This window comes from Marseilla massiliensis (genome assembly GCF_023336985.1).
Taxonomy (GTDB): domain Bacteria; phylum Bacteroidota; class Bacteroidia; order Bacteroidales; family Bacteroidaceae; genus Prevotella; species Prevotella intestinigallinarum.
The window spans coordinates 244,623-258,306 of the sequence record NZ_JAMBLP010000003.1 but is presented as its reverse complement, the minus strand read 5'-3'; the positions used below and the strand labels follow the sequence as shown (position 1 = coordinate 258,306).

The window sequence follows — 13,684 nt, the reverse complement described above, 5'->3', positions numbered from 1 at the left end:
ACCGGGGAAAAGTTGTTTTATAAAAGTTTTGCTTTTTTGATGAATTGGTGTAACTTTGCACCCCGAAATTTAAATTGAACGAATTTATGGCTGGATATTTGGTAAGCGACACACGTAAGGTTACTACGCATCGCTTCATGGAGATGAAGCAGAAGGGAGAGAAAATCTCAATGCTCACATCCTACGATTTTACGACGGCAGGCATCGTGGACGCTGCCGGGGTAGACGGAATTCTCATTGGCGACTCGGCGTCGAACGTGATGGCCGGCAACACCACCACACTTCCTATAACCATAGAGCAGATGATATATCATGCCCGTTCGGTGACAAATGCAGTAAAGAGGGCTCTCGTTGTGTGCGACATGCCGTTTGGAAGCTATCAGGCCGATTGCAGCGATGGAGTGAGAAACGCCATAAGGATAATGAAAGAGAGCGGCTGCGACGCCCTGAAGCTTGAGGGCGGCGTTGAGATATTGGACACTGTGAGGCGCATTCTCGACGCCGGCATACCCGTGATGGGCCATCTGGGACTGACGCCACAGAGCATCAACAAGTTTGGCACGTATGCCGTGCGCGCCAAGGAAGAACAGGAAGCCGACAAACTGATGTCCGACGCCAAGGCGCTTGCCGAAGCCGGTTGCTTTGCCATCGTGCTCGAGAAAGTGCCTGCCAAGCTGGCTGCCATGGTCACGGCAGAGGTGCCCGTGCCCACCATTGGCATCGGGGCGGGCGGAGCCACCGACGGACAGATACTTGTTGTGGCCGACATGCTTGGCATGACAAAGGGTTTCAGCCCCCGCTTCTTGCGCAGGTATGCCGACCTCAACTCAATCATGACCGACGCCATAGGCAACTATGTGAGCGACGTAAAGAGTAGCGATTTCCCCAACGAGTCGGAGTCTTACTAAGTCTGGGTTAAACGATATGCACACGCAAAACACTGTGGTTCACATAGATGTATGGCATAAGGACTTCTGGCTGATGGTCATGTCGACGTTTTTGTTGTCGGCATCGGTTTACATCCAGATACCGGCCCTGTCAGAGTGGTTGCCCACTGTAGGGCTTAGCCATGTCGAGACGGGGGCTGCCTTGGGGGCGCTGGGCATCGGAATGTTTCTTTTCGGGCCTCTATGTTCGTTTCTTGTACAGCGTTTCCGGCGTAACATGGTCTGCGTGTGGGCCGTCGCAGGCATGATGGCAACAGAGCTTGGGCAGATGTATGCCGACCGTTTTGAGGGCTCGCCAGAGTTTGCCTTGCTCGTCATCGCGGTGCGTTTTGTCCAGGGTGCATGTTTCGGGTTGGCCCAGATGGTTCTGTGCAGCACGCTCATCATCGACACCACCGAGTCGTTCCAGCGCACTGAGGCCAACCACATAGCGTCGTGGTTTGCGCGTTTCTCACTGCCATTGGGCCCACTTGCCGGATATTATTCGTATGAGTTGACCGGCTTCGATGGCTCGGTCATAGCTTCGCTGGCCTGCGCATTCTTGGCGATTGTCTTCATAAGTATGGTCAAATTCCCGTTCAAGGCGCCCGGAGAAGACACTCGCCTGTTTCGGCTCGACCGTTTCTTCCTGCCTCAGGGTACGCTGTTGTTTGCCAACCTTGCAGTCGTCACGACCGTTGCGGGACTGTTGCTGTCGATGCCACCTCAGCCATTGTTTTTTGCAATGCTGTTTGCTGGCTTGTGCCTGGCCGTGATCTCCGGCCGATTTGTGTTCCGCAATGCCGAGTTGAAGAGCGAAGTGATAACCGGGCTCATCATCATGGCAGCGTCGGTGCTGGCCATGCTCACCCGGACGCAGGCCATAGTGTCGTACATGTCGCCGCTGCTGCTTGGATGCGGAATAGGCATCATCGGGGCGCGATTCCTGCTTTTCTTCATCAAGCTGAGCCGCCACTGCCAGCGGGGCACTTCGCAGAGCACATTCATACTGGGGTGGGAGTCGGGCATAGCCATAGGCCTGTTTGTAGGCCACGCAGCCTTTGAGGGCTCGGTACACGGGCTGCTGTCGCTGGCATTGTGCATACTGGCCTTTGCCTTCGTGCTGTATAATTTCATAACCCACAAATGGTTTATGGCCAACAAGAACCGGTGATTGCCCGGTTCTTGTTGGTTACAGGCCGCAGATGGCGGCGTAAGGGCATGTCTTGCAGATGTTGTCGTCGGCCGTTGGAACAAACGGTATGTCGGGGTTGAACATGTCGTTTACCTTTTCCTTTATTTGTTCTGAAAACCTGTCGCGGTGTTCCATGACATCTGTTATGGGGGCCTTGCCGAAGCACAGCGTCGGGTCGTAATCGTCGCCGGCAGTGTGCTGTATGAAGAGCAATGCCGGGCTGACAGGCAACTTGGCCGGATTGAGTTGCGCAGACTCTCCGGCAATCAGGCTGTAGAGCATGGCCTGCAGGTAGTAGTCGCTGTGGTCTTTGAGCCTCGACGGGTCGAACACTGCCTCTATGTCTGGCAATGGCTTTATCTTTTTGCCGCCGGTCTTGTAGTCTACGACACGAAGACGCTCGCCGGCCCCGTCGCTTATACGGTCGATACGGTCGACCCTGCCGCCAATGGTTGTAGAAATGGTGCTGCCGCCTGCTTGAATCACGAAGTCGCGACGCACATCTTCCTCAAGACCGACAATGCTGAAAGGCGCCTGCTTCAAGTCTATCTCGATGAGACGGCGCAGGTACATTATTATGACGGCCCTGTTTATCAGTTGCAGTCCGTTATATTCAGTGGCCCTCACTCGGCCCGACTTTATCTTGAACAGTTCGCTGTTGAAAGCCGAGTCGACAGCCCGCTCAATTGCCGCCGGTTGGCTGAGCAACGACTTCAGGGCACTTGGTGTTATCACGTCTTGCCGGCTTGACAGCTGCTCGTATATGTATTGGGCCGCCAAGTGGAATATGTTGCCAAACACCCGGTTGTCTATACCTTCGTCATCGTCTTGAAGTTCCTTGATATTGCAAACGTAATTGTAATAGAATTGCAACTGGCATCTCATGTACCTGTTGATGGCCGATGGGGTGAGCAGCGCCTGTGGGTTGCGCGACAAATCAAACCTGGCCAGCAGGTTGTCCATTATGTGGCCCGACTTCTTTACCTCCCTGGGATTGCACACGGCCGGCGTCTGCCCCGACTGAAGGGCTTTTTTGGCAATGGCATGGTTGCTCTCAACCATTATCTGCAACATGAACCGGCTCATCTCGCCGGCATTGCCGTTGCTCACGGCGTTGTTATATAATATGGTGATGTCGGTGGCGCGTTGTAGCAAGCGGTGGAAATAATAAGAGTAGACGGCCACCTTGTTGTCGACCGTCGTCAGTTCGTGGGCTTTCCTTATGCTGTATGGTATGAAAGATGTGTCGTTGACGCCCTTGGGCATGTTGCCTTCGTTGCAAGAAAGGATGAGCAAGTGGTCGAAATCAAGGTTTCTTGTCTCCAACACCCCCATCACCTGCACACCCACAGCCGGCTCCCCGTGGAAGGGGATGCTTGTCGACTGTATTACCTGGTTGAGCAGCCGTTGCAGCGTTATGACGTCTATTGTCAAGTCGCCCGAGGCAATCAGCCCGTCGAGACGGTTGACCAGCGTGTACATTTTAAACAACGACTCCTTGAAGAGCGGATCTTTTTCGTCGGCAGAATTGTCGGCTATGCGCTTTAAGAGCTTGATGACCCATGAGGTGATTTGCCCCGCCCGCGTCGCATCTGCCGCGCCGTTGGCTGCGTCTTCAAACAGCAGTGAAAGCCCGTCGTCAATGCACAAGGTGGCTCTGTCGGGGTAGTAGACTTTGGCGTCGGTGTTTATTGCCTTGTGCAACTCTTTGCTTCCGGCAGAGATGTAGCACGCATAAGGGTGATTAAGCACAGCGTTCACATAGTGCAGCCGGTATCTGTCGTGGTTGGCATCGTATCCTGAGGTCTGCAAGGCTATCAGGGCATAGAGCAAGGAGCTTAGCGGTGACTGCGAAAGCGGGTAGCCTGTTGTTATGTTAACGCTCCCGATGTCGTCAGGCAGGCTGTGTATCACTGCATTCAGCAGGCTTTCGTTGCACAAGACTACAGCCGTGGAACGGCCTGCCGCCATGCGTCCATTGTCGTGAAGCCATTTGCTAACATAACGCGCCTGTATGTTTTCTGTCGGTGCAGAGATGTATGTAATCTGCTTGTTGGCGGCAAAGTTGTCGTATATATCGGTTGCGTGGCTGTCCAGTTCGTTGGGGAAGTCGCTAAGGTACGACGAGATGTAATGGCCGGCCTCATGCTGCACAGGGCCGTCGGCAGCCATGTAGTACTTGTCCAAGTCCCAATAGAAGCGGGCCTTGCCTTCGCTCTTGAGATGCTTGAAAAGCTGCCTTTCAACTTTTTGCAGCAGGTTGAAGCCTACGAAGATGTAGCGGCTATGACTGAACTCCACGGCCGTGTCGGTTACAACCCTACGGTATAGGGCACCTTCGTATGCCATCCCCTGGGCCGTGAGGCGCTCGTTATAGTCTGAATAGATGTCGCCGAACTTGCTCCACAGCCTTAGGAAGCGTCTTTTCAGTTCCGAGTCGTGGTCTTCTGTGAAATTGCTGAAAAACGTCTTTATTGCCTCTATCTGCTCTGGGCTGAGGTAAGCAACGCCATCCAGCTCGTGTATGTCTTTTAGGTTGGCAAACACTTTGCCGGCATCGGCCATGTTCTTGTCAATGTCGTCGAAGTCGGAAAGCAGCAGCTGGCCCCATCCGTAGAAATGGTCGAGGGGCTCGTCGATTCCGGTGCAGGCAACGAAACTCTTGTGAAGATCGCAAACCAACTTGATGTTGTCGCCGACTATGAGGTCGGAGTGCTCCCTGAACAAGTCGCTGATGGTTGTGTACACAGGGCTCCACACGGGCTTTCCCGCTGCACGCACCAAATATTCGTTGAGAAAGAGAGACGCACGCTTGTTGGGGAACACAATCACTGTGTCAGCAAGGTTGGTGCCGTGTTTCGACACTATATCCCGTGCGACGTATTCTAAAAATGTTTTCATACTTCTTCTATCCTGTTGTTGTAAACATACCAAAGGTAACCTTTAACGTCTGCATATCCCATAGACGAGATAAGCTCCATGTATTCGCCCACTTGGCGATGGTGCTCTTCGCGCGGCGTACCAAACTTGAAATCGACCACTATGACCCGTTTGCCGTCTGTCATCACCCTGTCGGGCCTGCGCTCCATCAGTTGCCCGTTGCCATCCATAGACAGGATGGAGCATTCATTGAACAGAGTCCATTTGCCAGAGAACCAGTCTTTCACCCTGCTGTCGGTCAGTCGCTTGTGCAACATATCTATTATAGTCTGGCTCTTGTTGCTGTCGGTGGGCAATATTCCGTCGGCCCGAAGTTGAGCAAGCACCTGCCCTATGTCTGCAGTGGTGGCTATCGAGGAAAACACCTTGTGCAGAATGCAGCCCATCTTGATATAGTTGTCTTTCTCGTTTTCTGCATTTGTGGTTTCGGTAAACTCCTTGCTCTTGTTGCTCTGCCTGAATTCGGTGGTGTTCCTGTACGTTTCTATGACAATGCCCTCGGTTTCGGGCTCTTCCAAGAACATGTTGTCTGTGTGCCCCGACTTTTTCTTTACGCCAAGGCTTAGTGTGCCATATTCAAACGTCATCGGCTCATCTGGGGAGTCTGGCTGGCACAGGCGTGCGTCGCCAAGGACATCGGCAACTTGAGGCAGGCACTCTTGTATCAATTCCGAACGTGAATTGGTGGCGTTGTATTTGCCAATCACGAACAGGTTGCGGCTGGCACGCGTGAATGCAACATACAGCAGATTCAGATTGTCGACGCAATTTTGCAAGCGCTCCCTGACATATTCTTTTTCGTATACGGTGCCCATCAGTCCAGTGCCATAATCGACCGGAATCAGTGGAATCATGTTGAAAGGCGCCGTCTCGGGCCTGCACCATATTATGTTACCTGTGGTTTTTTCCATCTGCCAGTCACAGAAAGGCAGTATTACGTTGTTGAACTCAAGCCCCTTGCTCTTGTGAATGGATATGAGCCGTATGCCGTTGAGCTTGTTGCTTTGTATGGTTGTGCTGCCAATGCTTTCGTCCCATTTGCTCACAAAAGTGTCGATGTCGGCCGCCATGTCTGATGTGAAGTTGCAAAGCTGGTCGAAAAAGGCACATACATAAGCGCTCTGGTCGTCAAGGCGCTTCAGCTGGAATATGTAGTATATCCGTTCGGCCAAGTCGTATAGCGGGGTGCGGCGAAGCGATTCCATTGAGTCTACATAGGCTTTTGGAAGGAGCGACTCAGGGCCACCATATCCTGTAATCTCGTCGTCTGTGATATTGTTGCCGCAAACTGCATTCTGGTATGCCTTGGCCAGGAACACCTTTGCTATTGAATCGTCAGGATGGTTAAGCAGGTGCAACGCATTGACAATCACCCTGACAGCTATTGAGGCGTCGAGGCGGAAGGCCTCGTCGGACACTATGCTTACCGAAGGCTCGTGTTCGGCAAAGTATCCGGCGATGAGCGGTATGTACTTGTTGTTGCGCACTAAGATGGCTATCTCGTTCTGTGGTATGCCCATGGCCGTCAGTTGTCTCACTCTTTCGGCTATTCCCTCCAGAGTCTGTTGCTGGTATTCGGCAGTCGGCAGCAACTCTATGCTCACATAGCCCTCGGCGCGCCTGTGTTCGGGTATGCCCTGGCATACGTCGCTGTAAGCACTACGCAACTGTTCGGCTGCAGCGGTGTCTCCCTCGGCCTGCGCGGCATATTCCTTCTCGGCGGCGGCTGAGAAAAATGCGTTGTTGAACTCAATGATATTGCGCTCCGACCTGTAGTTGGTTCCAAGATTCCTGATGTCGAGCTGGCGGTCAGGGTGGGGGAACTCGTGTTCTATATCGTTGAGAAGCCGCCAGTCACTGTCGCGCCATCTGTAGATGCTTTGCTTGACATCGCCCACAATAATATTGTTGGCTGCCTCGCGGCTCATGCAGTCGGCAAGCAGCACCTTGAAGTTTCGCCACTGTATGGTGCTCGTGTCCTGAAACTCGTCTATCATGATGAACTTCAGCAGGGCACCTATTTTTTCATAGATAAATGGCGAGTCGCTGTCGTTGATGAGCGACATCAGCAAATACTGTGTGTCACTTAGCAGGAACCTGTTGGATGTCTCATTCAGTTCGCGAACCTTCTGTTCTATGCTTCCAAGGAGGCGCAGCTGGCTCAGGTGGCGCAGCGTCAGCTCTGCCGACTTATACCTGCACCATTGCACAGGCCTGTCGTCGACTGCCTTTTTCAGCAGGCCGATGAGCTTCTCTTCTGCCAGTGCACTGATTAACTTGCGATTGGGATGGGTCTTGCTGACCCATTTGTCGGACTGCTCCATGCATTCGGTTATGCGCTTGCCCACAATCTTTTCGTCAAGCGTGCCTTTCTGAATCTTCAGGAAAAAACCGCATACGCCGCGGTCTTTGGACGCGAAGTCGTCGACAACAAGGCCGTTGTCAGAGATGATGTCGAAAAAAGTGTCGGCATAGCCTTTCATGCGTGCTGCAGCCGATGCCTTTTCTGCATACAACACCGACTTGTACTCATCGAACAAGGCGCCGTTGCCGATGGTACCAGCCAGCTGGCCTCTTGCTTCCTTATAGAATTCTCTGAAAATGGTAGTGCCAAAGGCCTTGATCGAACCTATTACATTCCAGCTCTTGTCTTCCGAAATGTTGTCGGTGATAAACCGCATTATCCATTGCAACAGTTCGTCGTGAGGCCCCAGGCCCTCGATAAGGGCGTCGACGGCCTGCTCTTCTATCTGCTTGTCGTTGAGCTCTATGCGCAGATTGGCCGTGAGGTCGAGCTCCCTTGAAAGGTTTCTGAGTATGCTCTGGAAGAAAGAGTCAATGGTCTCAATCCTAAATCCATTGTAATTGTGGAGCAACAACCTCAGCGCCAGTCCCGCCTGCCGGCTGACAAAGGCTGGCGAGGCGTCGAGACCAGCGCAAATGGCTTCGGTATAAGAGCGTGAGTCGTCGAGTTGCTTCCATATCCCGTACAACTGGCTGAGTATTCTGGTTTTCATTTCTTCGGTGGCCTTGTTCGTGAATGTCACGGCAAGTATGGAGCGAAAGTCGTATGGGTTGTGTATAAGCAATTTGATATATTCTATTGCCAAGGTGAATGTCTTTCCACTTCCGGCACTGGCTTTATATACAATTAGGGGTTTGTTCATAATTATAAATATGTGTGAGGGTAGGGTGTTGCACGTGGATGTTCCATGTCATCTCAATGCGGTTTATTATTGCTGTTGAAACTACTGCGGACGCCATGCAAGTGTTCAGGCAATACAGTAACATTGTTGCAACAAGATATTGAAATACAGTAATTTATCAAAAGTCTTGCGCATAACGAAAAACTTTTGCATGGCCAATCAACCATATTGCAAGGCGCAGACCGCCGGCTTATTGCGTTTAGGGCACTTTTTACTACCATCTTCTGAATAATTCGAATGAGAATTTGCTGCCGAACTCATTGAAACTGCCATTGAGGAAACTTGCAAACAGACCTATAGAGAAATATCTGTTGGTGAGTCCGTAGCCTATTTCCGTGTATGGGCGCGTGTGTTCTATCTGTAGGAAATTTGCATATATACGTTCTGTCTCAATGTATTTACCGATGAGGGGTATCCAAGTGACAAGCAGCAGTGGCGACTCGTAGGATACATTAGTGCGGAAGTAATACTTTGATGCATTATACCATTGGCTGTTGAGGAGCTGGAAATCGCCTGTCCAGTCATCGTCCCAGCCACCGGGGATGTAATTGTCGTGGAAGTTGGCGAAGTCAACAAAGTAGTCGGTCGACTTGTTGGTGTAGAATCCGCCGCCGGCTCTTAGGTTGTATTTACGCAGGCTGTGCAACACCTTCTTGAACGAGGCGTCAAACTCCCAACGCTCGTATTTTATGTTTGATTGCAAGATATTGGTAAGTCCTCGCTCATAGTTTGCCGTGAACGTGGGCCCTTCCGAGTGGGGACGGAAAGTCAGCGTGACCATTGGCGCAAAGCTTCTGTATTCTGATGGCTTGCCCAATTGCTCCATCTCATGCCTGTTAACGGCAGAACGCCGGTGGTAGACGAAGCCCAAAGCCATCTCAAGATGCTTGGTAATCTGCATGCTACCCGACAGGCTCACCATCTCATCGTCGAAATAGTCGAGGTTGAGCGACGAGAAGTCGATTGTGTCGCGGTTTTCTTCCTGAATTATTTCCAGTACGCTCGAGTTGGTTATCCTGTTGCCGTTGGCCCATGTCAATTCCACCCATCCGTTGCGTTTCGCATCGAAGGTATAGCGGAGTGGGGCGTTGAAGTAAAACTTCTTAATCTTGAAATTGTATCCCAGCCTTGGCGTGAAGGTTATGTATCTGTCCGGCGCAAATATGTATCTGGCACCAATGTCCATCTTGTATGCAAGTCCGTGGCTGTGGCTATAGCTCAAGTATAGGGGGTTGAACAGCGGCGATAATGTCACCGATGCGTTATCGTTGCTTGCATCTTGGCCGCTAAGGATATAGTCGTCGACGATGTCCCATGTTTTTTTCAGCATCTTGTTCTTGCGCTTCACAACCGTTGCCTGGGCGGAGTCTTTAGCGATGTTTTCTTGGATGTGCTCTCGATAGATGGATTCCTCTATACGTTCCAACGGGTCGGGCCTAACGCTGTCTATTATGCTTTCTGCTTTTTTGTCGTCGATTGAGTCTATGTCTGGCACTTTGCATTCAAAATTTGCATAAAACCTTACCCTGAGCTCGTTGCCCATGAGTTTGAACACGGCCTTTGAGTCACAACGTGTAGGCAGCAGGGCATAGGGGGTGTCGTCATCACCCATGTATGCATTTACCTCAAAGGTAACCATGTCGTATTCTCCGCTAAAGCGTGTGTGGATTATCTTGCCTGTATATCTGTCAATTATTGCAAAGCCTTTGACCAACTGTGTGTTGTTCAACTTCGGGGTAAAGTTGACGCAAGCCCTGCCTTCATCGCTAATGCTTATCCTGTATCTATAGAAAATCCTGTTGTTGTAATTGAACGGCGACAGCATGTATTTGTCAAACAGTGATATGCCATAGAGGTTGGGAATGATGAAGCGCATCATTACGTCCATTGCCTTCCTGTTGTGAGGAATGGTGCTTTTCAGCGTTTTTTGGTCGATGCGGTAATCGTCAATGGCCTTGAATGATATCCTACCGATGTTCTCACCGATGTAATTCCTGTTACCTCTTGCTATCGAATACATCGTGGGCACAAATATAAGGGTGGGGTTGCGTCTCACTGTCCTGAAGCTGTACTTGAGGTAAAAGTCGTCGGTGAAACCGCTGATGCTCGGCGCAAGGTTCCTTTTATATGAAAACAGCCTGTCCATCACCAACGAGTCTGCTGTGACTTTGGCAAAAATAAAACTGGGCATATATAGAAATATGCCCAGTAATATTATTCTTACAAACGGCTTATATTTCACGACTTCAAAAATAATAATAATTATTGAGGCCGCAAAATAATATAACTCTTTTTAGCCTAAATATTTCATCAATATTTTGGCATTGCCGCTATCACGCAATTTGGCTATGCTCTTTTCACGTATCTGGCGAACACGCTCACGTGTCAGACCCAGCTGGTCGCCAATCTCCTCGAGGCCCTTTTCATGGCAACCGATGCCAAAACACTCACGAATGATGGTTATCTCGCGATCTTTCAGAACCTTGTTGAGTACAGAATTGAGCTCTTGTGCCATTGACTCGTGGTCTACATGCCTGTCGGTACGGCTGTCCTCGCCACTGGCCATTACGTCGAGCATGCAATTGTCTTCGCCGTCCTGGAATGGGGCGTCTATCGATACGTGGTGGCCGTCGGCCATCAGGCTTTGGCCAATCTTGTCCTCGTCAAGGTTTGTCGCGGCACTCAATTCTGATACAGAAGGATGGCGCTGGTTCTCTTGCTCGAACTTATTGATTTCGTGATTGATTTTGTTGAGAGACCCTACTTGGTTGAGCGGCAGGCGCACAATGCGGCTTTGCTCTGCAATAGCTTGCAGGATGCTCTGCCTTATCCACCACACTGCGTATGAAATGAATTTAAAGCCTCGTGTCTCGTCAAACTTCTGTGCGGCCTTAATTAACCCAATATTTCCCTCATCTATCAAGTCAGTGAGCGTAAGCCCCTGATGCTGATATTGTTTGGCAACAGATACAACAAATCGAAGATTGGCCGTCACCAGCTTGTCCTTGGCTCTTTCGCCTTCAATACCACCTTTGCGGATTTTTTGAGCCAACTCAATTTCCTCATCGATGGAAATCAGCGGGGCGCGGCCAATTTCTACCAGGTACTTATCCAAAGCTTCGCTTGAACGATTAGTAATGCTCTTTTGAATTTTTAATTGCCTCATATCTATTAATTAATGCCTAAATAGTCCGTAACTGTCTGATAATCAATTGTATATCATATATACTGCTCTTAAGCGGTGCAAAATTACAAAAAAAACAGATACGTTGCTCTCTTTTTTGCAAATATTTAACGTTAAAAAAGATAAACGACGTTTTTTCTCTTGCAAAATTTCCGCGATTCGGTAATAATTATTATTTTTGCTGGAAAAACGAAGAAACGTGAAAAAGATAGCTTTATTTATAATATGTGCGTCCATGGTAGCTATTGGCATGGGGCAGACTATGCCGGGCAGGATTACTCGGACAACCGTATTTGAAACATTCAGGCCAGCAATAATTACATTGAACGATGGCAAGCTCCTCAAGCAAAATGAAGCGAATATCTTCCTTAAGAATAGTTCCTTGGTATATAAGCATGGGCGCTTGAATATGGAGGCTGACATGGATCAGGTGGAGTCTGTAAATTTTGGAGACTGCGAATATGTGCGTGTCGATTCTGTTTTAGCCCGTGTGGTTGATACTCTCAACAATGATAAACTTCTATGCGTATCGCTGATAGATGTGGATGCATACCGCACACAATTGCTCAACAACAGGCAGATAACGAATCTTGAGCTTCGAGAATTTGTAAACGTGAACGGTTCGGACGCTTCGCCGGAGGTACAAAGCAATTATCCGTTGCGCAATACATTTTATTATGATATCGATGGCAAGATAATCAAGGTTCATGAGCGAAATCTCAAAAAGTATATTAACGACAAAAATAGACGATTGTACAAAACCTTACTGCAGTCACCAGACTTCAGTTGGGAAGACCCTACATCGCTCATTAAGTTACTTAAACTAATCACAGCAACCGCCTGACATACAGACATTTATCATAATGCCGATTATCTGAAATTTAACACGGTTGTCGGAGAGGCGATATTGAGAGGTCGTTTTCAGTATTGTCCATTGAGAAACTATTTTTGGTGCAAATTGCTATATATACTTTGCAAATTGCAAATTATTTGCTAACTTTGCAGTTAAGTAGCGAGATGTGTTTAAAATTAAAGTGATATGGAAGCTTTCTTTAGAACCCATGCCTATTTGGTCGAGCATACCAATGCACCGGTACGTCGCATGCTGATGGATGAGATAGACTGGAATGACCGCATGATTGGCATTAAGGGAACTAGAGGTATAGGTAAGACGACTTTTCTTTTGCAGTATGCCAAAGAAAACTTTGATGTGAATGATAGGCGTTGTTTATATATAAATATGAATAACTTCTATTTTCAGGGTCGTGGCATATTTGATTTTGCAGGAGACTTCTATAAAAATGGAGGCCGTGTCTTGTTGATAGACCAGGTCTTCAAGGAGCCGAATTGGAGTAAACAGCTTCGTGATTGTTATGATAAATACGACAAGTTGAAGATTGTTTTTACCGGTTCAAGCGTCATGAGGCTCAAAGAAGAGAACCCTGAACTCAATGGCATTGTAAAAAGCTACAATTTGCGGGGATTTTCTTTCAGGGAGTTTTTGAACCTTCAGACAGGCAATAACTTCCGGCCTTATACTATGAAGGAAATTATAAACGACCACGAACATCTAATCAAGCACATCTTGCCCAAGGTGTCACCCAACAAATATTTCAAGGAATATATACACCATGGCTTCTACCCTTTCTTCCAAGAGCATCGCAATTATTCCGAGAATTTGCTGAAGACCATGAATATGGTGACTGAAGTTGACATCTTGTTCATAAAACAAATCGAGCTGAAATATTTAACAAAGATAAAGAAATTATTCTATCTACTGGCGGTTAACGGTTCTAAGGCCCCCAATATCAGCCAGTTGGCCCATGATATTAAGACAAGCAGGGCAACAGTAATGAATTACATCAAGTATCTGGCTGATGCAAGGTTGATAAATATGATTTATCCTATTGACCATAGTTTTCCCAAAAAGCCGACTAAGGTGATGATGCATAATTCGAATCTCATTTACGCAATATACCCGATAAGGGTTGAGACACAGGATGTTATGGAGACATTTTTGGTTAATTCCCTTTGGAAAGACCATTTGGTTAATCAGAGTGGCCGCGACAATTTCTATACGATAGACGGCGACATGAAATTCAGGGTGTGTGACGCCAACGATTTCAGCCGGATAAAACCGTCATCCGATACGATATATGCGAGATATAATACCGAAGTGGGTAAAGGTAACGAAATACCCCTTTGGTTGTTTGGTTTCTTATATTAGACATAA

At 48.8% G+C, this 13,684-nt stretch carries 8 protein-coding genes; 4 read left to right on the top strand and 4 right to left on the bottom strand.

Translation table 11 applies throughout. The features are described 5' to 3' along the window. Positions 1–86: 86 nt before the first annotated feature. Both panB and M3089_RS03880 read left to right on the top strand, forming a co-directional pair. Entirely contained in the window at positions 87–908 is an 822-nt protein-coding gene (panB, locus tag M3089_RS03885; protein ID WP_249081842.1) for a 3-methyl-2-oxobutanoate hydroxymethyltransferase, read from the top strand. Positions 909–942: 34 nt separating this feature from the next. After that, on the top strand, positions 943–2,100 hold the full coding sequence (locus M3089_RS03880; protein WP_249081841.1) for an MFS transporter: 1,158 nt from the start codon (positions 943–945) through the stop codon (positions 2,098–2,100). Positions 2,101–2,118: 18 nt separating this feature from the next. On the opposite strand, the gene M3089_RS03875 is transcribed toward M3089_RS03880, so the two are convergent. From M3089_RS03875 to M3089_RS03860, 4 genes are all read right to left on the bottom strand, one after another. Next, positions 2,119–5,022, bottom strand: coding sequence for a PD-(D/E)XK nuclease family protein (locus M3089_RS03875; protein WP_249081840.1), 2,904 nt, complete (start codon positions 5,020–5,022; stop codon positions 2,119–2,121). After that, positions 5,019–8,228, bottom strand: coding sequence for a UvrD-helicase domain-containing protein (locus M3089_RS03870; protein WP_249081839.1), 3,210 nt, complete (start codon positions 8,226–8,228; stop codon positions 5,019–5,021). Before M3089_RS03870 ends, M3089_RS03875 begins: the two co-directional genes overlap by 4 nt. Before the next feature lie 253 nt (positions 8,229–8,481). Then, a complete protein-coding gene (locus M3089_RS03865) occupies positions 8,482–10,458 on the bottom strand; it encodes a DUF5686 family protein (protein ID WP_249081838.1) in 1,977 nt (658 codons plus the stop codon). A 102-nt stretch (positions 10,459–10,560) separates the two neighbouring features. Beyond that, positions 10,561–11,433, bottom strand: coding sequence for a sigma-70 family RNA polymerase sigma factor (locus M3089_RS03860; RefSeq protein WP_205110535.1), 873 nt, complete (start codon positions 11,431–11,433; stop codon positions 10,561–10,563). Between the two features lie 217 nt (positions 11,434–11,650). On the opposite strand from M3089_RS03860, the gene M3089_RS03855 reads away from it, so the two are divergent. Continuing rightward, positions 11,651–12,295, top strand: a complete 645-nt coding sequence (locus M3089_RS03855) for a hypothetical protein (protein WP_249081836.1) — start codon at positions 11,651–11,653, stop codon at positions 12,293–12,295. 195 nt (positions 12,296–12,490) lie between these two features. Continuing rightward, complete coding sequence (locus tag M3089_RS03850) at positions 12,491–13,678, top strand: ATP-binding protein (RefSeq protein ID WP_249081835.1); 1,188 nt, start codon at positions 12,491–12,493, stop codon at positions 13,676–13,678. The last annotated feature ends 6 nt before the right edge of the window (positions 13,679–13,684 follow it).

What these genes read in the sequence shown, in the direction of transcription:
- M3089_RS03875 (WP_249081840.1), bottom strand. Translation starts at nt 5,022, where the DNA reads ATGAAAACATTTTTAGAATACGTCGCACGGGATATAGTGTCGAAACAC.
- M3089_RS03865 (WP_249081838.1), bottom strand. Translation starts at nt 10,458, where the DNA reads ATGCCCAGTTTTATTTTTGCCAAAGTCACAGCAGACTCGTTGGTGATG.
- panB (WP_249081842.1), top strand. Translation starts at nt 87, where the DNA reads ATGGCTGGATATTTGGTAAGCGACACACGTAAGGTTACTACGCATCGC.
- M3089_RS03870 (WP_249081839.1), bottom strand. Translation starts at nt 8,228, where the DNA reads ATGAACAAACCCCTAATTGTATATAAAGCCAGTGCCGGAAGTGGAAAG.
- M3089_RS03850 (WP_249081835.1), top strand. Translation starts at nt 12,491, where the DNA reads ATGGAAGCTTTCTTTAGAACCCATGCCTATTTGGTCGAGCATACCAAT.
- M3089_RS03860 (WP_205110535.1), bottom strand. Translation starts at nt 11,433, where the DNA reads ATGAGGCAATTAAAAATTCAAAAGAGCATTACTAATCGTTCAAGCGAA.